Origin of the sequence: Acidovorax benzenivorans (assembly GCF_028680575.1) — a bacterium.
Classification (GTDB): domain Bacteria; phylum Pseudomonadota; class Gammaproteobacteria; order Burkholderiales; family Burkholderiaceae_C; genus Acidovorax; species Acidovorax benzenivorans.
The window spans coordinates 52,131-77,791 of record NZ_JAPCKI010000008.1 but is presented as its reverse complement, the minus strand read 5'-3'; the positions used below and the strand labels follow the sequence as shown (position 1 = coordinate 77,791).

General features: G+C 66.0%; 23 protein-coding genes and 1 riboswitch. Of the genes, 17 read left to right on the top strand and 6 right to left on the bottom strand.

The window, feature by feature from the left end; translation table 11 throughout:
- Nucleotides 1-65: 65 nt before the first annotated feature.
- Nucleotides 66-1,010: a LysR family transcriptional regulator gene (locus tag OIN59_RS15360; protein ID WP_274112015.1), complete on the bottom strand. Its 945-nt coding sequence runs from the start codon at nucleotides 1,008-1,010 to the stop codon at nucleotides 66-68.
- Between the two features lie 177 nt (nucleotides 1,011-1,187).
- Here OIN59_RS15360 and OIN59_RS15355 point away from each other — a divergent pair, with 177 nt between their 5' ends.
- The 3 genes from OIN59_RS15355 (at nucleotide 1,188) to OIN59_RS15345 (ending at nucleotide 5,803) form a co-directional block, all read left to right on the top strand.
- Complete coding sequence (locus OIN59_RS15355; protein ID WP_274111813.1) at nucleotides 1,188-2,381, top strand: acyl-CoA dehydrogenase; 1,194 nt, start codon at nucleotides 1,188-1,190, stop codon at nucleotides 2,379-2,381.
- Between the two features lie 208 nt (nucleotides 2,382-2,589).
- A complete protein-coding gene (locus OIN59_RS15350; protein WP_274111811.1) occupies nucleotides 2,590-3,864 on the top strand; it encodes a CaiB/BaiF CoA transferase family protein in 1,275 nt (424 codons plus the stop codon).
- A gap of 337 nt (nucleotides 3,865-4,201) precedes the next feature.
- Complete coding sequence (locus OIN59_RS15345; RefSeq protein WP_274111809.1) at nucleotides 4,202-5,803, top strand: methyl-accepting chemotaxis protein; 1,602 nt, start codon at nucleotides 4,202-4,204, stop codon at nucleotides 5,801-5,803.
- A gap of 94 nt (nucleotides 5,804-5,897) precedes the next feature.
- Here the strand turns inward: OIN59_RS15345 and OIN59_RS15340 are convergent, their stop codons facing one another.
- From OIN59_RS15340 to OIN59_RS15330, 3 genes are all read right to left on the bottom strand, one after another.
- Nucleotides 5,898-6,449 (bottom strand): 6,7-dimethyl-8-ribityllumazine synthase, encoded by a 552-nt coding sequence (locus tag OIN59_RS15340; RefSeq protein WP_274111807.1) that lies wholly within the window; start codon nucleotides 6,447-6,449, stop codon nucleotides 5,898-5,900.
- Between the two features lie 152 nt (nucleotides 6,450-6,601).
- Nucleotides 6,602-6,772, bottom strand: a riboswitch (FMN riboswitch).
- Nucleotides 6,773-6,908: 136 nt separating this feature from the next.
- Entirely contained in the window at nucleotides 6,909-7,394 is a 486-nt protein-coding gene (locus OIN59_RS15335; protein ID WP_274111805.1) for a hypothetical protein, read from the bottom strand.
- A gap of 114 nt (nucleotides 7,395-7,508) precedes the next feature.
- Nucleotides 7,509-8,483, bottom strand: coding sequence for a LysR family transcriptional regulator (locus OIN59_RS15330; protein WP_274111803.1), 975 nt, complete (start codon nucleotides 8,481-8,483; stop codon nucleotides 7,509-7,511).
- A 156-nt stretch (nucleotides 8,484-8,639) separates the two neighbouring features.
- Here OIN59_RS15330 and OIN59_RS15325 point away from each other — a divergent pair, with 156 nt between their 5' ends.
- The 6 genes from OIN59_RS15325 to OIN59_RS15300 all read left to right on the top strand — a co-directional run bounded on the left by OIN59_RS15325 (nucleotide 8,640) and on the right by OIN59_RS15300 (nucleotide 15,592).
- On the top strand, nucleotides 8,640-9,659 hold the full coding sequence (locus OIN59_RS15325; protein WP_274111801.1) for a TRAP transporter substrate-binding protein: 1,020 nt from the start codon (nucleotides 8,640-8,642) through the stop codon (nucleotides 9,657-9,659).
- Between the two features lie 70 nt (nucleotides 9,660-9,729).
- Complete coding sequence (locus OIN59_RS15320; RefSeq protein ID WP_274111799.1) at nucleotides 9,730-11,511, top strand: IlvD/Edd family dehydratase; 1,782 nt, start codon at nucleotides 9,730-9,732, stop codon at nucleotides 11,509-11,511.
- Between the two features lie 52 nt (nucleotides 11,512-11,563).
- The gene (locus tag OIN59_RS15315) at nucleotides 11,564-12,793 is read left to right on the top strand and encodes a fumarylacetoacetate hydrolase family protein (RefSeq protein ID WP_274111797.1); all 1,230 of its coding nucleotides are present in this window, start codon (nucleotides 11,564-11,566) and stop codon (nucleotides 12,791-12,793) included.
- A 27-nt stretch (nucleotides 12,794-12,820) separates the two neighbouring features.
- Nucleotides 12,821-13,390: a TRAP transporter small permease gene (locus tag OIN59_RS15310; protein ID WP_274111795.1), complete on the top strand. Its 570-nt coding sequence runs from the start codon at nucleotides 12,821-12,823 to the stop codon at nucleotides 13,388-13,390.
- A 43-nt stretch (nucleotides 13,391-13,433) separates the two neighbouring features.
- Nucleotides 13,434-14,714, top strand: coding sequence for a TRAP transporter large permease subunit (locus OIN59_RS15305; RefSeq protein WP_274111793.1), 1,281 nt, complete (start codon nucleotides 13,434-13,436; stop codon nucleotides 14,712-14,714).
- Nucleotides 14,715-14,923: 209 nt separating this feature from the next.
- Nucleotides 14,924-15,592, top strand: a complete 669-nt coding sequence (locus tag OIN59_RS15300; RefSeq protein WP_274111791.1) for a CPBP family glutamic-type intramembrane protease — start codon at nucleotides 14,924-14,926, stop codon at nucleotides 15,590-15,592.
- A 52-nt stretch (nucleotides 15,593-15,644) separates the two neighbouring features.
- Here OIN59_RS15300 and OIN59_RS15295 read toward each other — a convergent pair whose 3' ends face one another.
- The gene (locus OIN59_RS15295; RefSeq protein ID WP_274111789.1) at nucleotides 15,645-16,286 is read right to left on the bottom strand and encodes an NAD(P)-dependent oxidoreductase; all 642 of its coding nucleotides are present in this window, start codon (nucleotides 16,284-16,286) and stop codon (nucleotides 15,645-15,647) included.
- A gap of 120 nt (nucleotides 16,287-16,406) precedes the next feature.
- Between OIN59_RS15295 and OIN59_RS15290 the strand changes: the two genes are divergently transcribed.
- From OIN59_RS15290 to OIN59_RS15270, 5 genes are all read left to right on the top strand, one after another.
- Complete coding sequence (locus tag OIN59_RS15290) at nucleotides 16,407-17,309, top strand: LysR family transcriptional regulator (RefSeq protein WP_274111787.1); 903 nt, start codon at nucleotides 16,407-16,409, stop codon at nucleotides 17,307-17,309.
- A 113-nt stretch (nucleotides 17,310-17,422) separates the two neighbouring features.
- Complete coding sequence (locus OIN59_RS15285) at nucleotides 17,423-17,746, top strand: antibiotic biosynthesis monooxygenase family protein (RefSeq protein WP_274111785.1); 324 nt, start codon at nucleotides 17,423-17,425, stop codon at nucleotides 17,744-17,746.
- Between the two features lie 264 nt (nucleotides 17,747-18,010).
- Nucleotides 18,011-18,970, top strand: a complete 960-nt coding sequence (locus tag OIN59_RS15280; protein WP_274111783.1) for a chemotaxis protein — start codon at nucleotides 18,011-18,013, stop codon at nucleotides 18,968-18,970.
- Nucleotides 18,971-19,310: 340 nt separating this feature from the next.
- Complete coding sequence (locus OIN59_RS15275; protein ID WP_274111781.1) at nucleotides 19,311-19,862, top strand: hypothetical protein; 552 nt, start codon at nucleotides 19,311-19,313, stop codon at nucleotides 19,860-19,862.
- Nucleotides 19,863-19,908: 46 nt separating this feature from the next.
- On the top strand, nucleotides 19,909-20,571 hold the full coding sequence (locus tag OIN59_RS15270) for a DUF4124 domain-containing protein (protein ID WP_274111780.1): 663 nt from the start codon (nucleotides 19,909-19,911) through the stop codon (nucleotides 20,569-20,571).
- Between the two features lie 50 nt (nucleotides 20,572-20,621).
- Here the strand turns inward: OIN59_RS15270 and OIN59_RS15265 are convergent, their stop codons facing one another.
- Nucleotides 20,622-21,566 carry an NAD-dependent epimerase/dehydratase family protein gene (locus tag OIN59_RS15265; protein ID WP_274111778.1) on the bottom strand — a complete coding sequence of 315 codons (945 nt, stop codon included), beginning with the start codon at nucleotides 21,564-21,566 and terminating at the stop codon, nucleotides 20,622-20,624.
- A 48-nt stretch (nucleotides 21,567-21,614) separates the two neighbouring features.
- Between OIN59_RS15265 and OIN59_RS15260 the strand changes: the two genes are divergently transcribed.
- From OIN59_RS15260 to OIN59_RS15250, 3 genes are read left to right on the top strand one after another with little or no spacing between them, the layout of a single operon-like run.
- Nucleotides 21,615-22,679, top strand: coding sequence for a CDP-6-deoxy-delta-3,4-glucoseen reductase (locus OIN59_RS15260; protein WP_274111776.1), 1,065 nt, complete (start codon nucleotides 21,615-21,617; stop codon nucleotides 22,677-22,679).
- A gap of 45 nt (nucleotides 22,680-22,724) precedes the next feature.
- A complete protein-coding gene (locus OIN59_RS15255) occupies nucleotides 22,725-24,926 on the top strand; it encodes an ATP-binding protein (RefSeq protein ID WP_274111774.1) in 2,202 nt (733 codons plus the stop codon).
- The gene (locus OIN59_RS15250; RefSeq protein WP_274111772.1) at nucleotides 24,923-25,609 is read left to right on the top strand and encodes a response regulator transcription factor; all 687 of its coding nucleotides are present in this window, start codon (nucleotides 24,923-24,925) and stop codon (nucleotides 25,607-25,609) included. Before OIN59_RS15255 ends, OIN59_RS15250 begins: the two co-directional genes overlap by 4 nt.
- Nucleotides 25,610-25,661: the final 52 nt, after the last annotated feature.

The window sequence follows — 25,661 nt, the reverse complement described above, 5'->3', positions numbered from 1 at the left end:
GCAAACGAATCTGACAGACTTGCCCGTGGCCAGATTAGTTCAGCGCCAGGGGCAATGCAAGCGCATCATCCCGCAGTCGATGGGCCACTGGCCTCGGCCATGTGCTGCAGCCAGCGCGCAAAGGTGGCCAACACCGGGGGCTGTGCCTGCGCGGGGCTGATGAGGTAGTAGGCGCGCTCGCCACGCAGCGGGCGATTGCAGGCCACCACCAGTTCACCGTTGGCCAGCTCGGCCTCGATCAACAACGGTGGCATCAGCGCCACGCCCATGCCGTGGGTAGCCGCCACGGCCAGCATGGAGAACAGCTCGTAGCGCGGGCCGTCCAGCGCGTGCGGGGCATCCACCCCCATGGCATCAAACCACTGGCGCCAGCCGTAGGGGCGCGTGCTTTGCTGCAGCAGGGGCAGGTCGGCCAACGCCTCTGCCGCCACGGGCTGGTGGGCGCGGCCCCGGCCTCGGGGCGCGGCGGATTCGAGCAGGCGCGGACTGCACACAGGCACCACGTCTTCGTGCATCAGCAACTGCGCCTGCACGCCGGGCCAGTTGGCGACCTGCTCGGGTGTGCCCGCGTACAGCGCGGCATCAAAGGTGGTGTCGGCAAACAAAAAAGGCCGCGTCTGTGTGTCGATGTGCACCACGATGTCGGGGTGCGCCTGCGCCAACTGTGGCAGGCGGGGGATAAGCCAGCGTGTGGCAAAGGTGGGCACTGCGGCCAGCGTGAGGGTGCCGCCCTCGCCCTGGTGCGCCATCACGTCGAGCGTGTCGCGCTCCAGCCCCTGCAGCCAGCGCGCCACTTGGCGGCCGTAGTGCGCGCCAGCGGGCGTCAGCACCACGCCGTGGCGCGTGCGGCGAAAGAGTTGCACACCCAAAAATTCTTCCAGCGCCTGGATCTGACGCGACACCGCGCTTTGGGTGAGCGACAGCTCCTGCGCGGCGCGGGTGTAGCTCTCGTGGCGGGCTGCCACTTCAAAACAAGCCAGGGCCTGGGTCGATGGAATGTTGCGGCGCATGATGAAGAGGAACTTGTGACGGGCCAGCCACGCCTTGGTGTAGCTGGCAGCAAGTATTCCATACATTCCATAAACGCATGTCTGGATGAAAAGAACTCGCTTGCGAGGTGCCACACCAAAACCTACCATGCACCCCAGACCCGTTTCTTTCACGCTTTTTTCGACCTGGAGACACACATGGCCCACGCCGCTTTTCAATGGGATGACCCTTTCCTTCTGAGCCAGCAACTGACCGACGACGAGCGCGCCATCCGCGACGCTGCCGCCGCCTACTGCCAGGACAAGCTGGCACCCCGCGTGCTGGACGCCTTCCGCCACGAAAAGATGGACGTGAGCATCTTCCGCGAGATGGGCGAAGTGGGCCTCTTGGGCCCCACCATCCCCGAGCAATACGGTGGCCCCGGCCTGAGCTATGTGGCCTACGGCCTGATCGCCCGCGAGGTGGAGCGTGTGGACTCGGGCTACCGCTCGATGGCCAGCGTGCAGTCGTCGCTGGTGATGGTGCCCATTTATGAATTCGGCAGCGAAGCCCAGCGCCAGAAGTACCTGCCCAAGCTCGCCAGCGGCGAGTGGATCGGCTGCTTTGGCCTGACCGAGCCCGACCATGGCTCCGACCCTGGCAGCATGGCCACGCGCGCCTACAAGGTCGATGGCGGCTACAAGCTCAAGGGCAGCAAGATGTGGATCACCAACAGCCCCGTGGCCGACGTGTTCGTGGTCTGGGCCAAGGAAGTGTCCGAAGGCGGCGCCGTGGGTCCCATCCGCGGCTTTGTGCTCGAAAAGGGCATGAAGGGCCTGACAGCCCCCGCCATCCACGGCAAGGTGGGCCTGCGCGCGTCGATTACCGGCGAGATCGTGATGGACGATGTGTTCGTGCCCGAAGAAAACGCGTTCCCTGAAGTGCAAGGCCTCAAGGGCCCCTTCACCTGCCTGAACAGCGCACGCTACGGCATCGCCTGGGGCGCGCTGGGTGCGGCCGAGTTCTGCTGGCACACCGCCCGCCAGTACACGCTGGACCGCAAGCAGTTCGGCCGCCCCCTGGCCGCCAACCAGCTCATCCAAAAGAAGCTGGCCGACATGCAGACCGAGATTGCCATCGGCCTGCAGGCCTGCCTGCAGTTCGGCCGCATGAAGGACGCGGGCACGGCCAGCGTGGAAGGCACCTCCATCATCAAGCGCAACAGCTGCGGCAAGGCGCTGGACATTGCCCGCCTGGCGCGCGACATGATGGGCGGCAACGGCATCAGCGACGAGTTTGGCGTGGCCCGCCACCTGGTGAACCTGGAAGTGGTGAACACGTATGAAGGCACGCACGATGTGCACGCCCTCATCCTGGGCCGCGCCCAGACGGGCATCGCGGCATTTTCGTGACATCCCCCTGAGGCGCTGCGCGCCTTCCCCCTTCTCTCGGCTTCGCCGGGAAGGGGGACGACGCCCTCGCTGCGGGGCGGCCCTTGCTCGGCGTCCCTGGCTTGGAGACACGCCCACCTCACCCCTCATGCCAATTTCACACACACTTGGCCTCTAACGCCTTATATACAAGCGCTAGCAGCTATCAATTTAATAGTTCACTAACCCCATGACCACACCCATCCCGAACGCAGGCGCCCTCGCAGGCATCAAGGTGCTCGACCTCTCCCGCGTGCTGGCCGGGCCGTGGTGCACGCAGATCTTGGCCGACCTGGGCGCGGACGTGGTCAAGGTGGAGCGCCCCGGTGTGGGCGACGACACGCGCCAGTGGGGCCCACCCTTCTTGAAGGATGCCGAAGGCAACGCCACCAACCAGGCCAGCTACTACACCGCCTGCAACCGCAACAAGCGCTCCGTCACCATCGACATGGCCTCCCCCGAGGGCCAGGCGCTCATCCGGCAGATGGCGCAAGAGGCCGACATCGTGGTGGAAAACTTCAAGGTCGGCGGCCTGAAGCAATACGGTCTGGACCATGAAAGCCTGCGCGCACTCAACCCGCGCCTCATCTACTGCTCGGTCACCGGCTTCGGCCAGGACGGCCCCTATGCCGAGCGCGCAGGCTACGACCTGATGGTGCAAGCCATGACGGGCCTGATGAGCATCACCGGCCAGGCCGACAACCAGCCCGGCGGCGGCCCCATGCGCGTGGGCGTGGCCGTGATCGACCTGTTCACCGGCCTGTACGCCAGCAACGCCATCCTGGCCGCGCTGCATGTGCGCGACAACGCCACCAGCGGCACGGGCCAGGGCCAGCACATCGATATGGCGCTGCTGGATGTGGGCATGGCCGTGCTGGCCAACCAGGCCTCGGGGTTCCTGGCCACAGGCAAGGCGCCCGGCCGCATGGGCAACAGCCACCCCAGCCTCGCGCCGTATCAGGACTTTGCGACCGCCGACGGCAACATGCTGCTGGCCATTGGCAACGACGGGCAGTTCCAGCGCTTCTGTGCAGCAGCCAACCAGCCGCAATGGGCCAGCGACCCGCGCTTTGCCACCAACACGCTGCGCGTGCAAAACCGTACCGCGCTGATCCCCGCCATGGAGGCCGTGACCCGCACGCGCACCACGGCCGACTGGATCACGCTGCTGGAAGACAAGGCCGTGCCCTGCGGCCCCATCAACACCATCGCCCAGGCCTTCGACGACGCGCAGGTGCAGGCGCGCGGCCTAGCCGTGACGCTGCCGCGCTGGAAGGACGGCGAGGCCGCCACCGACAACGTGCAGCAGATCACCGGTGTGGCCAGCCCGCTGCGCCTGTCGGCCACCCCACCCGTGCTGCGCAATGCGCCGCCGGCACTGGGCCAGCACACCGACGAGGTGTTGCGCGAGATGGGGCTGGACCCTGCGCGCATCGCTGCACTGCGGGCCAGCGGGGTTTTGTAGCCAGACCCTCGCGGCATCGGCCTGCGCCATGCCCTGACCACTGCACGGCCTTGCCCTCACCGGCAAGGCCGTTCTGTTTGCGCTCTTTGCATCCCATCAGCCACTAGCGCTTATCCTACATGCGCTCCCAGCTATCAATTTGATACTACAGCGAGCGACCGACAGCGCCTGCATGCACTGGCCCCACGGCAAAAAAGACATGTACAAAAATTTACATCTGTCTTCATAATCCCAAACACACCCTGTCTGCGGCCCAGCGCATGGCGCGCACCGGTGGATCAAGACGGAGGGCTTACGGCCCCCACTGCGACGTTTCTGGACCCTCAAGGAGTTCCTCATGAAGCTCAGCCTCAAGCTCCCCCTGGCCTTTACCGTGTCGCTGCTTTTGCTGTTTGCAGCGGCCCTGTTTGGCATCAGCCGCCTGAACCAGGCGCTCGACACCTACCAGACCACCGTGGCCCAGAGCTTTGAGCACGAGCGCATGGTGGCGGGCATGCTCAACCACTTCAAGGTGCAAGTGCAGGAGTGGAAAAACGTGCTGCTGCGCGGCAAGGACCCGGCCCAGCTCACGCGCTACTGGGCCGCGTTTGAAAAGCAGGAACAGGCCATCAAGGACGAGGCGCACAAGCTCATCGCCGCCCTGCCTCCCGGTGAAGGCCATGAACGTGTGCAGCAGTTTGCCCAGGCCCACGAACGCATGGGCGCGGCCTACCGCAAAGGGTTTGAAGCCTTCAAGGCAGCCGACCACGACCCGCAGGCTGGCGACAAGGCCGTGGCGGGCATGGACCGCGAACCCTCGCAACTACTGGACCAGGCAGGCGACCTGATCGCCAAGGCCAGCCACGCCGTGGCCGAGCGCGCAGCCGCCACCGCACAGCGCGCCACCACCATCAGCCTGGTGGTGATGCTGGTGGTGTGTGCCCTGGGCATTGCAGGCGCCATTGCGTTCAGCCGCACGGTGGTGAACCCGCTGGACAACGCCGTGCGCGTGTCGCAGGCCGTGGCCAGCGGCGACCTCACGGTAGCGCGCCATGTGCAGGGCAAGGACGAAATCGCCCTGCTGCTGAACGCGCTGCACGACATGCAGGTCAGCCTGTCGCGCGTGGTGAGCAATGTGCGCAACAACGCTGACAGCGTGGCCGCCGCCAGCACCGAAATCGCGCAAGGCAACAACGACCTGTCGGCCCGCACCGAGCAGCAGGCCAGCGCGCTGGAAGAAACCTCGGCTTCGATGGAAGAGCTGAGTTCCACCGTGCAGGCCAATGCAGAAAACGCGCGCACCGCCAACCAGTTGGCCGTGAGCGCCAGCACCGTGGCCGTGCAAGGCGGCGATGTGGTGGCCGAGGTGGTGACGACCATGAAGGGCATCAACGACAGCAGCAAGAAGATCGCCGACATCATCTCAGTCATCGACGGCATCGCCTTCCAGACCAACATCCTCGCGCTGAACGCGGCCGTGGAGGCAGCCCGCGCGGGCGAGCAGGGCCGGGGTTTTGCGGTGGTGGCCAGCGAGGTGCGCAGCCTGGCGCAGCGCAGCGCAGACGCCGCCAAGGAGATCAAGACCTTGATCCACACCAGCGTGGAGCGCGTGGAGCAAGGTACCACGCTGGTGGACAAGGCGGGCGCCACGATGAACGAGGTGGTCAGCGCCATCCGCCGCGTGACCGACATCGTGGGCGAGATCAGCGCCGCCAGCAGCGAGCAGAGTGCAGGCGTGGCCCAGGTGGGGGACGCCATCACCGAAATGGACCAGGCCACGCAGCAGAACGCGGCACTGGTCGAACAAAGCGCAGCGGCGGCCGACAGCCTCAAGGTACAGGCCCAGCAGCTGGTGCAGGCGGTGGCGGTGTTCCGGCTGGCGGACACCGATGCCAGCGCCCCCACACGCGCCCACTTGCCAGTGCCCGGACAGCACCAGCCCCGCCTGGCCGCTGGCTGAGGCGGCGCAGAAACTTCAAGCCAAATCGGCCTATAGCGCTTTACCATCAAGCGCTAGATGCTATCCAAAATATAGCAATCTAAAAACCAACGGATCAGGCCTCAACCAGCACCGGCGAAGCCTGCGGCGCCGCACCCAGCGTGGGCGAGGCCAGCTTGCGCAGGTAGGCCATGGTCTGCAGGCAGGCCTGGGCGACCTCAGTGCCCTTCTTCACGAAGTGTTCGCGGAAGAAGCGCAGATGGTCCTCGTGGTCGTGGAAGTCGCGCGGTGTGAGCACGGCCGACATCACGGGCACCTCGGTGTCGAGCTGCACGCGCATCAGCCCGTCGATGACGGCGGTGGTGACGAACTCGTGGCGGTAGATGCCGCCGTTGACCACCAGCGCGCAGGCCACGATGGCGTCGTAGCGCCCGCTGCGCGCGAGCTTGCGGGCCAACAGCGGAATCTCGAACGCACCGGGCACGTCGAACAGCGCCACCTGCGCGGGGGGCAGGCCGTGGCGGTCGAACTCGGCCAGGGCCGCGTCGCGCGCCTGGTGCACGATGTCCTGGTGCCAGCTGGCACTGATGATGGCCACGCGGGCGCCACGGTGAGCGGCGACGGGCGCGAGGGGAGAGACGGAAGAAGTAGCAGAAGACTGATTCATGGGTTCCTCAAAACAGGTCATACCAGAATCAGGGCGCGCGCGAACACGGCACCTGCACAAGGCGGCGCAGGCCTCAGGCACTTGCACGCGGGCTTTGAAAACACGCAGGCAAAAACCATAGGCCCAGCCACCCGGTGCGGGAGCTGTGGGTATCGCGATCTCTTTCATCCGGACTGTGACCGTCGGCTCTGGTTTCGCACCAGATCTGCTGACCCTGCAGGCCTGTTCCGAAGAACGGCACCGCAGGCGCTCGCGGGCTCTTGCTGGCTTTTCAGCTTGCAAATACCGCCGGTGGGGAATTTCGCCCCGCCCTGAGAACGCTGTCGGCCCCGAAGGTCATCCGGGGCTAACGGATGGGATTTTAGGCGGCGGGCACACGGCACGCCGTCGCGCAGGCGATTGCCTGCACTGGCAGTGGCGGCTTCTGTGGCTCGGGCTGTGCTGAACGCCGAAAACGGCTCAGCGCACGCGCTGAAACCCGCCTTCGGCCCAAGCCGCTGCGCTGGCGGGAGTGAGCTTGAAGGTAGGCGGCGCGGACGCACGCGCCAGTTCCTCACCCAGCTCGTCCTGCGCGCTCAGCGTGGCCGTGGCGCCCTCCTCGTCGGGCACGATGGCCAGGGCCACGCGCAGGCGCTGACAGTCTGCGGTGGTGATGTGCACGCTCTTGTTCAGCTGCGCGTGCAGCTGCTGCTCATGGCGGCGCACCACCTCGCTGGCGGTCTTGACCAAGGTGTGGAAGGCCGACACATCCAGCGGTTTGGGGTTCTTCTTGTCCCGCCCCATGGTCCAGGGGCCCACCAGCGCGGGCTCGGCCTCGCCCTTCAGCGTCATGGCCACGGCCCAGCCGTCGTCATCCTCGTTCTTGATGACCTGCGCCGTCCAGCGCCCATCGCTCCAGCAGCGGGGTTCCTGGATGGTGTCGGGCGTGTCGGGTGCGTCGGTCATGGAGAAAAAGGCCTGGTTTGCGGGAAAGGGCGCAGAGCATAACGGCAGGTCCCGGCGGCCTCAGTTTTCAATAACCATTGGTTATCGAAAAGACCATGCACCGCGCAGGCCGGGTCACTCCCCAAAAACGTCCGGCGCCACGCCCGCCGTCTCGCGCAGCACGTCGATAAAGGCCTGTGCCGAGGGCGTGGGCGGCTCGCCCAGGCGGGTGATGAGGCCATAGCTGGGCATGCGGTCGGGCAGCTCGACGGGGATGCGCGAGAGCAGCCCACGGTCCACGTATTTCTGGATCAGCGCGGCGGGCTGCAGCGACATCATGTGGGTGGTGTTCATCAGCTCCAGCGCAAAGAGGAAGGACGGCGTCTCCACCACCCCCGCCGTGAGCGCCAGGCCCGCGCCACCGAACAGGTCGTCCGACACCTTTCGCACGGCCGTGGAGGCGGGGTACAGAATCCACGGCCAGTGTGCCAGTTCGGTCAGCGACAGGTCGGTTGCGCCGCGCAGCGGGTGGTGCTGCCCGCCCACCACATGCAGCGGCTCGGCGGACAGGTGCTCATAGTGGAACTGGCTGCGCTGGTCCTCGGTGGTGAAGCGGCCAATCATCAGATCGATCTTGCGCTCGGCCAGCCAGGCGATGAGCTGGTCGCTGCTCTGCTCCAGGATCTTGATGACCAGCAGAGGCCGCAGGCGCTGGATCTCCACCACCGACGCCACCAGCACATGCGCGGCCGACCCGGTGATAGCGCCCACCGTGAGGTGGCCGTGGCCGCCTTGCTTGAGGGCGTTGAACTCGTCCACAAACCTCCGCTGCCCGTCCAGCGCGGCGCTGGCGTAGCGCAACGTAAAAAGCCCCAGCTCATTGGGCCGCATGCCGCGCGAGAGGCGGTCGAACAAGCGCGCCTCCAGGATCTCCTCGATGTCCATCAGGATCTTGGTGGCCGCAGGCTGCGTGACGTGCATCTGCTCGGCCGTCAGGCGCAGGTTGCGGGTGCGGCCCAGGATGTCCAGAAACTGCAAATGCCGAAAGCGCAGGCGCGCGCAGGCCTGCGCCAAAGACAAGGGTTTACCCGGAAATTCGTCTGGACTCATAAGCGTTTGGAATGGATTGTCGCAAAACATTCAGTGGACCCGGCAGGGCGCGAAACCTAACCTTCGCCTTGCGTTCATGACGGCTTGCCCAAAAAAGCTGCACACGCCGACGGCCTCGCCAGCGGGGTCCCGCCATTCCAACGGAGACAAGACACCATGCAATTCCATTCCCTCGCCAAATCCTTGGCACTTGCCACCACGCTGCTGGCCGCACTCGCCGCCCCCGTCTCGGCCCAAGTCAAGGAACACACCTTCAAGGTCGGCATCGGCCTGAGCGACGACCACCCGCAGGCCCAGGCCGTGCGCCACTTTGCCGAGCGCCTGCAGGCCAAGAGCGGCGGCAAGATGAACGCCAAGCTGTTTGCCAGCGGCGCTTTGGGCAACGATGTGAGCATGACCTCGGCCCTGCGCGGCGGCACGCTGGAGATGACGATTCCCGACTCGTCCACGCTGATGTCGCTGATCAAGCCCTTTGGTGTGCTGAACCTGCCGCTCACCTTCAACGCCGAGGCAGAAGCCGACGCCTTGCTCGACGGCCCCTTCGGCCAGAAGCTGCTGGCCATGCTGCCCGACAAGGGCCTGATCGGCCTGGGCTTCTGGGAAAACGGCTTTCGCCACGTGACCAACTCGCGCCGCCCCATCAACACGGCCGATGATCTGGCAGGCCTGAAGCTGCGCGTGATCCAGAGCCCCCTGTTCCTGGACACCTTCAACGCGCTGGGCACCAACGCCACGCCCATGCCGTTCACCGAGCTGTACACCGCCATGGAACAAAAGGCCGTCGACGGCCAGGAGAACCCGCCCGCCACCATCCTGGCCAGCAAGTTCTATGAAGTGCAAAAGCACCTGGTGCTGTCGCGCCACATGTACAGCGCCTGGGTGCTGCTGATGTCCAAGAAGACCTGGGACAGCCTTTCGGCCGAGGAACGCAAGATCGTGCAGGAGGCCGCGCGCGAGGCCACGGTGTTCGAGCGCAAGACCATCCGCGCCTTCAGCGAAACCGCCTTGGGCGAGCTGAAGAAGGCTGGCATGCAGATCACCGAGCTGCCCGCCGCCGAGCAGGCCAAGCTGCGCACCAAGCTGCAGCCCGTGCTGACCAAGTACGGCAAGGAGTTTGGTGAAGAGACCACCAGCGAAATGATGGGCGAGCTGGCCAAGGTGCGGGGCGGTAAGTAAGCGCTTGGTTCGTTCCCCAGGGCGCAGCGTCCTGCTGCGTCCAGCCCCTCGTTTGTGACATCCCGACCCCATGACCAAAACACCCCGCCGCCCCTTCCGCTCCCGCGAATGGTTTGCCGCCCCCGAGCGGTCGGACATGACCGCGCTGTATCTGGAGCGGTTCATGAACTACGGGCTCACCCCCGAAGAGCTGCGATCGGGCCGGCCCATCATCGGCATTGCGCAGACGGGCAGCGACCTGTCGCCCTGCAACCGCATCCACCTGGACCTGGCGCGCCGCGTGCGCGACGGTATCCGCGATGCGGGCGGGATTCCGATGGAGTTTCCGGTCCACCCCATCTTTGAAAACTGCCGCCGCCCCACGGCCGCGCTGGACCGCAACCTGGCCTACCTGGGCCTGGTGGAGATCCTGTACGGCTACCCCATCGATGCCGTGGTGCTGACCACAGGCTGCGACAAGACCACGCCTGCGGGCATCATGGCAGCGTCCACCGTGGACATACCGGCCATCGTTCTCTCGGGTGGGCCGATGCTGGACGGCTGGCACGAAGGGCAGCTGGTGGGCTCGGGCACCGTCATCTGGCGCAGCCGCCGCCAGCTCGCGGCGGGCGAGATCGACGAGGAAGAGTTCTTGCAACGCGCCTGCAACAGCGCGCCCTCGGCCGGGCACTGCAACACCATGGGCACGGCATCGACCATGAACGCCGTGGCCGAGGCGCTGGGCCTGTCGCTGCCGGGCTGCGCGGCCATCCCCGCGCCCTACCGCGAGCGCGGCCAGATGGCCTACGAGACCGGGCGCCGCATCGTGGAGATGGCGTACGAAGACCTGCGCCCCTCGCGCATCCTGACGCGCGAGAGCTTCTTGAATGCACTGTCAGTGGTCAGCGTGGCGGGCGGCAGCAGCAACGCGCAGGTGCACATCATGGCCATGGCGCGCCACGCGGGCGTGCAGCTGGACGCGCAAGACTGGACGGACCACGCCTACGACCTGCCCCTGCTGCTGAACATGCAGCCTGCGGGCCAGTTTCTGGGCGAGCGCTTCTTCCGTGCGGGCGGTGTGCCCGCGCTGATGTGGGAGCTGCAGCAGGCCGGCAAGCTGCATGCCGATTGCGCCAGCGTGACCGGCAAGACGGTGGGCGAAAACATGCAAGGCCGCGAGACCCACGACCGCGAGGTGATCCGCCCGTTCGGCAACCCACTCATGCACAAGGCGGGGTTCATGGTGCTCAGCGGCAATCTGTTCGACTTCGGGATCATGAAGACCTCGGTGATCTCCGAAGCCTTTCGCCAGCGCTACCTCAGCCAGCCGGGCGCGGAAGGCATCTTTGAGGCCCGTGCTGTGGTATTTGAGGGTGCGGACGACTACCACGCCCGCATCAACGACCCGGCGCTGAACATCGACGAAGGCTGCATCCTGGTCATGCGCGGCGCAGGCCCCATCGGCTGGCCGGGCTCGGCCGAAGTGGTGAACATGCAGCCGCCCGATGCGCTGATCCGGCGTGGCATCAACACGTTGCCCACGCTGGGCGACGGGCGCCAGTCGGGCACGGCGGACAGCCCATCCATCCTGAACGCATCGCCCGAGAGCGCCGTGGGCGGGGGCCTCTCCTGGCTGCAAAGCGGCGACACGATCCGCATCGACCTCAACACCGGTCGCTGCGATGCGCTGGTGGCACCCGAGGAAATCACGCGTCGAAAGCGCGACCTGCCCGCTCCGCCCGTGCCCGCAAGCCAGTCGCCCTGGGAGGCGCTGTACCGCGAGAAGACAGGACAGCTGGCCGATGGCGCGACGCTGGACTTTGCGCTGGCATTCCGGCGCATTTCCGAAAAAACGCCACGCCACAACCACTGACAACAAACGGGTACGCCACTGGCGCCCACCCGGACTTTTCGAAGGACTCTCCATGAACAACATGACGGCAGCGGCAGTTGCCGAACGGGCCCGTGCGCCCCAAGCCGCATTGCAAGTGCTCCCTGACGACGGCCTGCAGGGCACGTTGGTGGGCCGTGTGTGGGCACCTCAAGGCGCCGTTCCCGGCCCTGCCGTGGTGGCACTGCGGCCCGAGGGTGTGTTCGACCTCAGCGCGCACTACCCCACCATGAGCACACTGCTCGACACCCTGGCGCCCGCCGAGACCACCCGTGCAGCCACGGGCCAGTACCTGTGCAGCGTGCAAGAGCTGCTGGCCAACAGCCAACCCGGCGCGCGCGACACCACGCGATCCTGGCTGCTGGCCCCGTGCGACCTGCAGGTGGTCAAGGCCGCAGGCGTGACCTTTGCCGCCAGCCTGATCGAGCGTGTGATCGAAGAGCAGGCACGCGGCGACGCCACCCGCGCACAAGGCCTGCGCAGCCAGGTGGTCGGCCTCATCGGCGAGAACCTGGCCGACATGCGCCCCGGCTCGCCCGAGGCCATGCGCCTGAAAGCGCTGCTGCAGGACAAAGGCCTGTGGTCGCAGTATCTGGAGGTGGGCATTGGCCCCGATGCCGAGGTGTTCACCAAGGCGCCGGTGCTGGCCTCGGTAGGCTGCGGCGACGACATCGGCATCCGCTCCGATTCGGCCTGGAACAACCCCGAGCCCGAGGTGGTGCTGGCGGTGAACAGCCGGGGCCAGATCGTGGGCGCCACGCTGGGCAACGACGTGAACCTGCGCGACATCGAGGGCCGCAGCGCCCTGCTGCTGGGCAAGGCCAAGGACAACAACGCGTCGTGCGCCCTGGGCCCGTTCATCCGCCTGTTTGACGGCAGCTTCGGGCTGGAGCAGGTGCGCAATGAAACCGTGCACCTGCGTGTGGCTGGCGCGGACGGCTTTGAGCTGCGCGGCATCAACACCATGGCCAGCATCAGCCGCGACCCCACCGACCTGGTGGCGCAAACGCTGGCCGCGCACCAGTACCCGGATGGATTCATGCTGTTTCTGGGCACGCTGTTCGCGCCCATCGAAGACCGCGACCAGCCAGGCGGCGGCTTCACCCACCAACTGGGCGACCTGGTGTCCATCCAGAGCGCCTGGCTGGGCGGCCTGCACAACCGCGTGGCACACAGCGAAGCCGCCCCGCCCTGGCGCTTTGGCCTGCGTGCCTTCATGGGCAACCTGGCGCAGCGTGGGCTGCTGCAGGGCACGGCGCTCTGAGTCAAAAAAGAAAAACAGGAGACACCGATGCTGAATGCCTTCATCGACCGCTGCTGCCGCGCCATCAACCTGCTCATCGCACTGGCACTGGCCGTGATGGTGGTGATGGTGTTCGGCAACGTGGTGCTGCGCTACGCGTTCAACTCCGGCATCGCCATCAGCGAGGAGGTTTCGCGCTGGCTGTTCGTGTGGATCACCTTCCTGGGCGCCATCGTGGCCGTGCGCGAGCGCGGGCACCTGGGCACGGACTTTCTGCTGGCCCGGCTGCCACCACTGGGCCAGCGCATCTGCTTGGGCCTGAGCTATGGGCTGATGCTGTGGTGCACCTGGCTGCTGTTCAGCGGTGCGCTGGCACAGGCGCGCATCAATTGGGATGTAGATGCACCGGTCACAGGTGCGTCCATGGCCATCTTCTATGCCTCGGGTGTGGTGTTTGCCGTGGCGTCCGGCGTGCTGCTGGCGATGGACGGCTGGCGCATCGTGACCGGCCAGATGCCCGACAGCGAACTGCTGCACATCACCGAATCGGAAGAGCTGGCGTCCGTGGGCAGCACCCTGCCGCACGCAGCCCCAGCGCCCGCGACAGCGCGCAAGTGACCAACACCTTGCGAACCATGGCCCTGATCCGGAGCAACACCCCATGACCGTTTTTATCTTCCTCGGCTCCCTGCTGGCCGCCATGGCCATCGGCGTGCCGATTGCCTATGCGCTGCTCGTGTCTGGCGTGGCGCTGATGTGGCACCTGGACCTGTTTGACGCGCAGATCCTGGCGCAGAACGTCATCAACGGCGCGGACAGCTTCCCGCTGCTGGCCGTGCCCTTTTTCATGCTGGCGGGCGAAATCATGAATGTGGGCGGGTTGTCGCAGCGCATCGTCAAGCTCGCGCTCACGCTGGTGGGGCACAAGCGCGGCGGGCTGGGCTTTGTGGCCATCCTCGCGGCCTGCATGCTGGCGGCGCTGTCGGGCTCTGCCGTGGCAGACACCGCAGCATTGGCAGCCCTGCTGCTGCCCATGATGGTGAAGGCCGGGCACGACAAGGCGCGCGCTGGCGGGTTGATCGCCTCGGCCGGCATCATCGCGCCGGTCATCCCGCCCTCCATCGGTTTTGTGGTGTTCGGCGTGGCGGCCAATGTGTCGATCAGCAAGCTGTTTCTGGCGGGCATCGTGCCGGGGCTGCTGTTGGGGCTGGCGATTGCCATCACCTGGTACTGGGTATCGCAGCGCGAAAACGTCACGCCACCGCCCAAGGCATCGACGGCCGAAACGCTGCAGGCGTTCAAGGATTCGACTTGGGCTCTGTTCCTGCCCGTCATCGTGATCGTGGGCCTGAAGATGGGCGTCTTTACCCCCACAGAGGCGGCGGCGGTCGCGGCGGTCTATGCCCTGCTGGTAGCCACGCTGGTCTACCGCGAGCTGCACTGGCGCCAGTTGACCGAGGTGTTCATCAGCGCCGCAAAAACCACGGCGGTGATCATGTTCCTGGTGGCCGCTGCCATGGTCAGCGCCTGGCTCATCACCGTGGCAGACATCCCGCGCCAGCTGGTGGATCTGCTCAAGCCCTTGATGGAACACCGCACCCTGCTGCTCATCGCCATCATGGTGCTGGTGATGGCCGTGGGCACCGCCATGGACATGACGCCCACCATCCTCATCCTCACCCCGGTGCTGATGCCGGTGGTCAAAGCCGCCGGTATCGACCCGGTCTATTTCGGCGTGCTCTTCATCATCAACAACGCCATCGGGCTCATCACACCACCCGTGGGCACGGTGCTGAACGTGGTGGCAGGCGTGGGCAAGATGCGCATGGACGACGTCACCCGAGGCGTCATCCCGTTCATGGTGGCGCAGTTCGCGGTGATGTTCCTGATGGTGCTGTTTCCGTCCATCGTGATGGTGCCGATGCGGTGGTTTACAGGATGAAGGCTCATCGCCGACTGGCCCGCCGGATCGCTCCATGCGATCAATTGCGGACTATTTCACGCCAAGTCACATGGCGACACAGCGGACGTGGCCATTCACCCGGAAGATAGGTCTTTCCCGCTCGGCTCCACGCTTTCTCCGACGTCTGAATGGGATCACCATCAAACTTGATCCCAGGGGAACGCTTGATCGCATCACCAAAGAGACAGATGGTTCTGAATGCGGGCCAGCAGGCTCGCGTCGGCTGGGCGCTCATTCCAGTGTGTGTCGTCTGGCAACTCAACGGCCTTTACCTGCCGACAATGGGGCGCGAGGATGTTTTGCTGTTCTGGGCGGTTGACGGGGTTCAATGGATAGCGCTTCCCGCCATCTTGCTCGGGCTGCTTGCCCATAAAGCCGCAGTGCGCCCCCAGCAGTACGGACTAGTAACTCCGGAAAAGAACCTTTGGCCCCTCGCAGGACAGAGCCTGATGGTGTTCGTCACCGCCGGGCTGGTTTTTCTGGTGGCGCGAAACCTGTCTTGGCGGGTGCTGGGGCCATCGCCTGGCAGCGTCCATTGGACGCAATTTCTCCCCCAGGGCCTAGCGGGTGCGGCGGTGCAAATCTACGCGGCGGTCAGCGCTGGGCTGGTAGAGAGCGTCTTCTTCATCGGGCTACCCTGGCTCTGGTATCGCAGTGCGCGCCAGCAACCTTCAGAACTGCATTTCACATTTTCTGTATCGGTCATCTTTGCACTGGCGCACTGGGAACACGGCAGGCACATCATGATTGCAGCCTTTTTTTCACATTTCGTGATGTGCAGGTGGTTCTTGTTCTGGAGAACGCTGTGGCCCGTGGTGCTGGGTCACACGATGATCGACTTGGCTGCTTTTGCCTGAAGAAACAAAGGGCAGCACCCACCAGTGACGACCCTTTGCCGATCCGAAAGGTTCAGTTCGCCACCGTGAACCGCTTTTGCACGTGGCGCGGCGTTTCCAGCTCGTCCACGATGGCCACGGCGAGGTCGGCCACGCTGATGCTGCCGGGCTGCTCGCCATTCATCAAGGGGGCTTCGTCGCCCAGACGGTACTGGCCGGTGCGCTCGCCGGGCTGCAGCAGGATGGGGGGCGAGAGGAAGGTCCAGTCCAGCGTGTTTTCGGTGCGGATCCAGTTCAGCGCCTCGCGCGCGGCCAGGGCGCCCTGCTTCCATTCGGCGGGGAACTGGGGCGTATCCACCAGCTGCACGCCGGGCGCCACAAACAGGCTGCCAGCGCCACCCACCATGAGAAAGCGGCGCACACCAGCCGCCTTGGTGCCGTCGATGATGGCGCGGGTGCCCTTCAGGAAGTCGTCGTGGATGTTGGGGTTCTCCCAGCCGGGGTTGTAGGCGCTCACCACGGCATCGTGGCCCACGGCGGCCTTGGCGATTTGGGCGGCGTCTTGTGCGTCGGCTGCCACCACCGCAAGGCCTTCGCGGGCAGCGAGCTTGGCGGGGTTGCGGGCCAGCACGGTCACGCGGTGGCCGCGTTGCAGCAGTTCAGCAAGCACAGCCGAGCCCACAAAGCCGGTGGCGCCAATCAGGGCGATGTTCATACGATGTCCTTGGTTTCAGAGTTGCGATGCAGTGAGAATAGGAGCTTGTCAAAGCGAGCGGTAGATGGCTAAAACCATCTTCTCTTTGAAGCCCACCTTCACAATCAGATTTTTTCAAGCATGGAAGACCTCAAACGCATGGCGGTGTTTGCCGCCGTGGTGCAGCACGGCTCGATGAGCAGCGCCGCACGCGCCTTGGGCATGAGCACTTCCGCCGTGAGCCAGCAGGTGCGCAAGCTCGAAAGCGATGGCGGCGTGACGCTGCTGCACCGCTCCACCCGCAAGCTGGCGCTGACCGAGGCGGGCCAGCGTTACCACGCGCGCTGCGCCGCGATGTGGGCGGCGGCGGAGCAGGCGCGGGCCGAGCTGGCAGCCTCCCGCGATGCGCCCAGTGGCGAGCTGCGGATGTCGGCCACCGTGGGTTTTGCCCGGCACATCGCGCCAGCACTGGGCGAGCTGTTGGCCGCACACCCGGCGCTGCGCCTGCGGCTGCTGGTGGACGACTCCACCATCGATCTCATCAACGCCCGCATCGATTTGGCCGTGCGCTATGGGCGCCTGGCGGACTCGACCTGGGCGGCACGGCGCCTGGGCGGCATGTGCTGGTACCTGTGCGCATCGCCCGAATGGGTGGCCACACACGGCATGCCGCAGCACCCGGACGCTCTGCTGTCCCTCAGCTGGCTGGGCTTTGCGCGGGAGAGCGGCGGGTTGCTCATCGACCTGCGCAGCCCCACGGGTGAGCCGCGCGCGTTGCGGGTGGAGCCGCGCATTGCCAGCAACAACCAGCTGTCGATCCAGCAGATGTGCGAGGCCGGGCTGGGCCTGGCGCTGGTGGGCAGCATGGACGCGCACGACGCGCTGCAGGCCGGCAGGCTGGTGCAGTTGCTACCCGAGTGGTCGTTTGGCACGCTGGACATCTGGGCAGTCACGCCCCAGCGCGATGCCCAGCCCGCCAAGGTGCGCCAGGCGATGGCAGCCCTGGAGACCTACTTGCGCCAATTACCAGGCATCTACCGCTGAGGGCTCGATCCCGACCCGGTCGCAGCACATGAATGCCGACACCACCAGGCCACCGATTCCTCTGATTCAGTGGACTGGGTTACAAAGCCGGATCGCCAACCTACTGCTTCGTCATGATCCTTGAAATCGCCCACCTCACCATCCGCGCTGGACAGAACGAAGCCTTTGAGCAGGCTTTTGCGCAAGCACAGATCCTCATTGCCTCCATGCCCGGCTACCTGGCCCATGAACTAGACCACTGCGTGGAACGCCCCCAGGACTACGTGCTGTTGGTGCGTTGGGCCACGCTGGAAGACCACGAGGTGGGGTTCCGCCAGTCGCCCCAGTACCAGGATTGGAAGCGCCTGTTGCACCACTTCTACGATCCGTTCCCCACGGTGCTTCACTTTGAGGCACCGGCCTGCGCGGCCACACTGCGGTCCGCATCTGCAGTCTGAGGCACCAGGGCAGGCGGATTCACTCGTCATTCAATAATATTGATTATTTTGATAAATGTGATACATTTCCATTGCAGACGTTTATGGACACATGGAAATCGGTGCACACAAGCAACGGTGCGCAGGACGCCAAGGGTATGCAAACCCTAATGGGGTTCGGTCTGCCCAGGCATATATCCGCTGCGGGTGCAAAAATTGCGGACAGTCGCAACGTCTACTTCTAGAATTTGTAAACACGCGTATCTTTTGCGCGAAGGATCCAACATGAAAGCCATCCAGCAGGACATCGACGAGCGGACCAACCTCACCAGCACCAACAAGTTCGAGCTGCTGCTGTTTCGCTTGGGTGTTGACAGCGCCTTGGGTAAATCCGAGCTGTTCGGCATCAACGTCTTCAAGATCCGCGAGATCGTGGCCATGCCCAGCATCACGCCGATTGCGGGCACCACAGCGCATTCGCTGGGGGTGGTCAACCTGCGCGGGCAGGTGATTCCGGTGCTGGACCTGCCCGCCATCGTGGGCTGCAAGCCCCAGACGGGGCTGAACATCATGCTGGTGACCGAGTACGCACGCACCACCCAGGCATTTGCTGTGGAGTCGGTCGAAGACATCGTGCGCCTTGACTGGAAGCAGGTGCTGTCGGCCGAAACCAGCGGCGCCGCTGGCAAGCTGGTGACCAGCATTGCTCGCCTGGATGGCAACACTGATGAGTCCCGCCTGGCGCAGGTGCTGGACGTGGAAGCCATCCTGCAAATGATCTCGCCCTCCGACGGGCATGAAGTCACCGAGGAAAAGGTGGGCGCCAAGCTCAAGCTCAAGCCCGGCTGCATCATCCTGGCGGCCGACGACTCGTTCGTGGCGCGCTCGCTCATCGAACAGGAGCTCAAGGTGCTTAACGCGCCCTACGAAATGGTGAAGTCTGGCAAGGAGGCCTGGGACCGGCTCAATGCCATCGCCAAGAGTGCGGAGGCCGAAGGCAAGACCGCGCTCGACCGCGTAGCCATGGTGCTGACCGACCTGGAAATGCCCGAGATGGACGGCTTTACGCTGACACGCAACATCAAGCAGGACGCCCGCTTTCACGGTCTGCCCGTGGTCATCCACTCCTCGCTGTCGGGCTCGGCCAACGAAGACCATGTGCGCAGCGTCGGGGCCGACGGCTACGTGGCCAAGTTTGTGGCCGAAGACCTGGCCGAAACCATTCGCCGCGTGCTGCCCAAGTAAGCCTGTGCCCGACCCGGAGGGCCGCAAAGGCCTCGCCGGGCCGCGTGCGTCTTCACTGGTTTTATTTTTCGCAAAAATAACCGATTGCGCCAGCCGCATATAGCCTGGCAGCTATCATTTTTGATATTTCCAAGCAGTGGGCAGGCCCCGTGCTCACAGGTTGTTACAGCCTCAGCTGGTACCTGTGCAAGCACCGGGTCAACCAAAAACCACCCCCACGCGCTAAAGTGATTTGCACTCCTGTGCCAAGCCCCTGAAATTTGTAACGCTCCACCGGAGCGCTTTTCATGGGCTTTACGGACAAGGCGGAACGCGCCCACCCGGTCGGAGTCTGATCACCATGACCTACACCATCACCCGCATTCTTTCCGCCACGGTTCTGGGGGCCCTGGTGACGGGGTGCGCCACCGTGCCGGGCGACCCGTACTACGACGCTCCGCGCTACCCGGTGTACGAGCAGCCAGGCTATATCTACAGTGCCCCGCCGCCGGTGTACCAGGCCCCGCCCGTGTACCGCGCGCCTGGCGTGATCTATTCGGCCCCGCCGCCGCCGCCCGCCATCTACTACGGTGGACGTGACCGTGACGACCACCGCTGGGACAACGACCGCAACCGCAATGACTGGCGCGAAAGAGAGCGTGACCGTGACCGCGCTGAGCGCGACCGGGCTGCCCGTGAACGCGAACGCCGCGACCAGCAGGCCCGTGAAGCCGACCGCCGGGCCCGCGAGCAGGACCAGGCCCGCCGGGAACAGGCAGAGCGGGATCGCCGCGCTGCCGAAGACCGCCGCAACCGCGAAAACCGCCCTGGCCGTCTGGCGCCTGACAGCTACACCCCGAGCCCGTACGACTGGCGCTCACGCCAACAGTCCAACAGCCAGGAAAAGCCTTGATGGCCTGGCGCTGACCCCGCTGCTCCATTCACTTTCTAGGCACACCATGAAGCCACGTACCTACTCCCTCATCGCCGGTCTGTGCGTGGCCTTCCTGGGCACCCTTGCGCCCCTGGGGGCCCAGGCGCAGGTCGTGCGCTGCACCGACGCCGCCACGGGCAAGGTCACCTACACCGACGGCAACTGCGCCAGCGGCACCACCGTGCGTGAGGTGGAGGCCCGCAAAACCCCGCAAGAGATCCAGCAAGAGCGCGAAGAGGCGGCCGAGGCGCTGGCGCGCAAACAGCAGCGTCTGCAGGCCGAGGCCACCGCCGCAGAGACCGAGTCGCGGCGCAATGCACAGCACAACCAGGCTGCCCCCGCAAAAACCACAGACTACACACGCTCTCCGGAGTGCGCCCGCTCACGCCGCAACCTGGATGTGGTGTTGAGCAGCGTCACCGGTGGTGGCTACGAGCAAAAACTGCGGGTGGAAGCGGCGCAGCGCCAGGTCGATCTGGACTGCCTGGGCCCCCAGGGCTATGCGGAGGTGGAGAAATCCCGCCCCCGGCCAAGTACCACGACACCGGTGGTGGTGGTGCCCCCACCGTACTACCCCGTGCGGCCCACGCCCGTGCAGCCACCGGTCCCCACACCCGCCCCCAAAAAATTCACGCAGTGCAACGTGTTTCGCTGCTACGACGCCCAGGGCAATAGCTACCCCCGCTGATCCGGCGTCCGTGTTGGCGGGATGAGGAAAGTGCGGGGTTCTCCAGCTTCTCAGGCCCGCAACCCCTCGGCCACACTGGGGTAGCGCAACCGCAGCCCCAGCTCGCGCAGCATGCGCTGATTGTCCAGTCGGCGTGATTCGCTCATGAAACTCAGCAGCATCAGCGACAGCTGCTCCTGCGCCGCACTGCGCGGCACACGCGGCGGGCGCGGCAGGCCATACAGGTCGGCCGCCAGGTCAAAGTAGTCGCCCATCTTCATCTGGGTCGAGTCACTCACGTTGTAGGCGCGCTGCGGGCGCCCCTTCCACACCGCCGCCATGCAGGCGCGCGCCAGATCGTCGGCATGGATGTGGTTGGTGAACACATCGTCCTCGGCCGCCAGTACAGGTGTGCCCCGGCGCAAGCGCGCCTCCGGGGTGCCGCCCTCCCGGTCGGGGGCGTAAATGCCAGGAATGCGCAGCATGGTGGCCCGCACACCCGCGCGGCCCAGGTGGCGCACGGCGCGCTCGGCGTTCACGCGGCGCTGGGCGCGCGGGGTGCCGGGGGCCACTGTCCGTGTCTCTGGCACCAGCGCCCCCTGGCAGTCGCCATACACACCGCTCGTAGACGCATAGGCCAATGACACCGGCAGGCTGCGCAGCCGCAGCGCACGGGTCAGCGCCACAGTACGCGGGTCGCGCCACCAAGCATCGCCCCCTGCGCCTTCCCCCGGCGGGGGCGCCAGATGCAGCACCCGCGTGGCCAGGCCAGACAGCCTGCGCAACGTGCCCGCATCGTCCAGATTTCCCACCAGAGGCCGGGCCCCTTGCGCCCGCAGCCCCGCTACCCGCCCCGCGCTGGAAGTCAGCGCCAGCACCTGCATGCGCCCGGCCCCAGGGCCGGTCTGCAAATTGCGAAGCACCCGTTGACCGACATCACCGCAGCCCACAATGAGCAGGCGTTCGCGGCGAAAGCGCGCTGGGAGCGCGCCAAGGGGGTTCTGGTTTGAGGGCAAAATCGGGTCCGTTTGCTTAGCTAGAGACGACTCCAAGGATACCCACACATGACCAGCGCCGAGGCTGCTACCACCGCAGCGTTCCAGATCACCGTGCAGCCCAGCGGCCGCGCTTTCAGTGCCAATGCAGGCGAAGCCATTCTGGCCGCCGCCATCCGCAGCGGCGTGGGCCTGCCCTATGGCTGCAAAGACGGAGCGTGTGGCTCGTGCAAGTGCAAGAAGCTCAGCGGCACGGTGCAACACGGCGCCCACCAGTCCAAGGCCCTCACGGCCGATGAAGAGGCAGCGGGTCTGGTCCTGACCTGCTGCGCCCAGCCGCTGTCCGATGTGGTGCTCGAATCGCGCCAGGTTACCGACGAAAGTGCTTTCCCGGTCAAGAAGATGCCGGTGCGCGTGGCCTCGCTCGACAAGAAATCGCACGACGTGATGCAGGTGCGCCTGCAACTGCCTGCCGCAGACACCTTCCGCTATCACGCGGGCCAGTACATCGAATTCATCCTGCGCGACGGTGCCCGCCGCGCTTACTCGATGGCCAATGCGCCACACACCCAAACCGAGGCGCCCGGCGTGGAACTGCACATCCGCCACATGGCGGGCGGCAAGTTCACCGACCATGTGTTTGGGGCGATGAAAGAAAAGGAAATCCTGCGCGTCGAGGGCCCGTTCGGCAGCTTCTTCCTGCGCGAAGACTCCGACAAGCCCATCGTGCTGCTGGCATCAGGCACCGGTTTTGCCCCCATCAAGGCGCTGATCGAGCACCTGCAGTTCAAGGGCATCAGCCGCCCCACCGTGTTGTACTGGGGAGGCCGCCGCCCTGGCGACATGTACCTGGCCGACTGGGTACAGGCCCGCGTGGCCGAACTGCCGTGGTTGCGCTATGTCCCGGTTGTCTCCAACGCCCTGCCCGAAGACGGCTGGACCGGCCGCATCGGCTTTGTGCACGAGGCGGTGCTGGACGACTTCGCAGACCTCTCGGGCCACCAGGTCTATGCCTGCGGCGCGCCCATCGTGGTCGAATCCGCCCGCGACGCCTACAGTGCCCAGCGTGGCCTGCCGCCCGAGGAGTTTTTTGCCGACGCGTTCACGTCGGAAGCCGACAAGCACGGCGGCTGACACCCCCTCAAAAGGCCCACCACGGCACCTGCCCCGCTACCGACCGTGCGCGCAGCTCTCGCCCCGCCAGCCCCGCAGGGCGCACCGCGCCATTGGCTCGCCACCCACCGCGCAGGCTTTATCGCCACGCTGCTGTGCTTGGCCGTCCTGCTGGTGTGGGGCGCGGGAGAATGGGCCGAGCAGAGCGAACGCGATGCCCAGTGGGACAACCTGCGCCGCCTGGGCGAAGTGCAGGCCCTGGCGCTGCGTGGCGTCGCCACGCGCTACAACTACCTGCCCTTCACAGCCGCGCAGCACCCGCTGGTGCGCCAGCTGCTGCGCCAGCCTGCATCGCAGGCCGTGCGCGACGCCGCCAACGCCTACCTGCAGACGGTGAATCAGCATGCGGGCTCCGACATGCTGTACGTGATGGACCCGCAGGGCCTCACGCTCGCGTCCAGCAACTGGGACACCCCCAACAGCTTTGTCCACCAGAACTACGGCAACCGCCCGTACTTTCGCGATGCCCTCGCGGGCCAGACCGGGCGCTTTTATGGCGTGGGCAAAACCACGGGCGAGCCTGGCCTGTTTGTCTCCGCCCCGGTGGTCGAGGCAGGCCGCGTGATCGGCGTGGTGGCGGTCAAGGTGCGCATGGAGCCCATCTCGGACCCATGGGCCCAGCTGCGCGATCCGGTGTTTGTGACGGACGAGCGGGGCATCGTCTTCCTCGGCTCGGTGCCCCACTGGCTCTACCGCACCAGCCAACCTGTGCCAGCCGCGCAGGTGCAGCAGCTACAACATGACGAACAGTACGGCACAGGCTGGACCCCCCGCCCCGTGCCCTGGACCTTGCGCCCACAGGACGACCCACCCGGTGCCGAGCTGCGCCTGGAAGGTCTGGGGGGCAAGCGGTATCTGGCCTTCGAGGAAAAACTTCCCGACCTGGGCTGGACCCTCACCGTCACTGCTGACAGCCGCGTGGTAGCCCTGGCGCGGCAACAGGCCTGGGCGCTGGCCACGCTGGCGTCGGGCCTGCTGGTGCTGGGCGCGTTGTACTGGCAGCTGCGCGAGCGGCGGCTGGCGGAAAACCGGCTGGCTCGCATCGAGCTGGAGCAGCGCGTGCAAGAGCGCACGCATGCACTGCAGCAGTCCCAGGCGTTTCGCCAGTCGATGGAGGACTCGCTGCTGGTGGGCATGCGCGCCCGCGACCTCGAAGGGCGCATCGTCTATGTCAACGCCGCCATGTGCGACATGGTGGGCTACCGGGCCGACGAACTCATCGGCCAGCTCCCGCCCTACCCCTACTGGCACCCCGACGAGCTGGACCGCCACTGGAACGACAGCGACACCGTGCTGGCCGGCAACGCGTTTCCCCAGGGGCGGGAGAACCGGCTGAGACACCGCGACGGGTCGGACGTGTACACCATGTTCTACACCACGCGCCTCATCGACGGCAGCGGCCAGCACATCGGCTGGATGAGTTCAGTGGTCAACATCACCGCACAAAAACGGGCCGAGGAACAGCAGCAGCAGCGCGAGACCCAGCTGCAGCGGGTGCAGCGCGTGATCACCGTGGGTGAGATGGCGTCCACCCTGGCCCACGAGCTGAACCAGCCGCTGGCCGCCCTGGTCAACTATGCAGCCGCCGCGCGGGCGCTGGCCGCCCAGGGCAAGACCGGCCCCCTCAACGACAGCCTGGAGGCCCTGTCGGCCCAGGCACTGCGGGCCGCTGACATCGTGGGCCGCATCCGCCGCTGGGTGCGACAGCACCCCGAAACCCGCGAGCCTTGCGACCTGCCAGCCATCGTGGAGCAGTCGCTGGAGCTGCTGCTGCGCGCCGAGGCCCGGCGCCAGGGCATCCCCGTGCGCGTGGAACAGGTCGGAGCCCCTTTGCAGGTGAATGCTGATCGCGTGCTGCTCGAACAGGTGGTGATCAACCTGGGCCTGAACGCCCTTCAGGCCATGCAGACCCACCAGCCCTCGCCCGGCGGGCACGAATTGCGGCTGCGCATGGCAGCGGACAACGGCCACGCGCTGTTGCAGGTGCTCGACCGGGGCCCGGGCCTGCCGCCCGGCATCGCCGAGCGCCTGTTCGAGCCTTTCTTCACCACACGCTCTGACGGCCTGGGTCTGGGGCTCAACATCTGCCGCTCCATCATTGAGAGCATGGGCGGACAACTGCAGGCCCGCAACCGAGAGGGCGGCGGCGCGGTCTTCGAGATCCGCCTGCCCTGCACCGCAGCCAGCAAGAATGCCACCGCGCCATGACTTACGACACCGCCCCTATCGCCGCAGACTCGCCCGACCACACCCTGGTCCATATCGTGGACGATGACGAAGGCGTGCGCCAGTCGCTGGCCGCACTGCTGATCGCACGGGGACACACGGTACGCACCTTTGCGGGCGGGGAGACCTTTCTGGCGCAGGCCGCGCTGGACCAGCCCGGCTGCGTGCTGCTGGACCTGCGCATGGAAGGCCTGAGCGGGCTGCAGGTGTTCCACGAACTCGGCCAGCGCCACACCGTGCTCAAAACCGTGTTCCTGTCGGCCCACGGCGAGCTGTCCTCCGCCGTCGCAGCCGTCAAGCAAGGGGCGGTGGACTGGCTCGAAAAGCCGTGCAACGAAGCCACTCTGCTGGCCGCCGTCGAGAAGGCCTCCACGCTGTCGCAAGCGCAGGCACGGCAAGCACAGCGACAGCACCTGCTGCGCGAGCGCTGGAACGCCCTGAGCCCGCGCCAGCAAGAGGTGGCCCAACTGCTGGCCACCGGCCTCAGCAGCAAAGAGGTGGCCCGCGCACTGGCCCAGCGTGACCCCGAGCGCCCCATCGACCCGCGCACCGTGGACACGCACCGGTCCGCCATCTTCCTGAAGCTGGACATCCGTTCGTCGCACGAACTGGGCATGCTGGTGGAAGACCTGGGCGTGGCGCTCAGCGCGCCCCGCACGGCATGACGATCACCGTCTGACCATCACCCCCTCAGGGCTTCATAAGCTTTCTTACGAA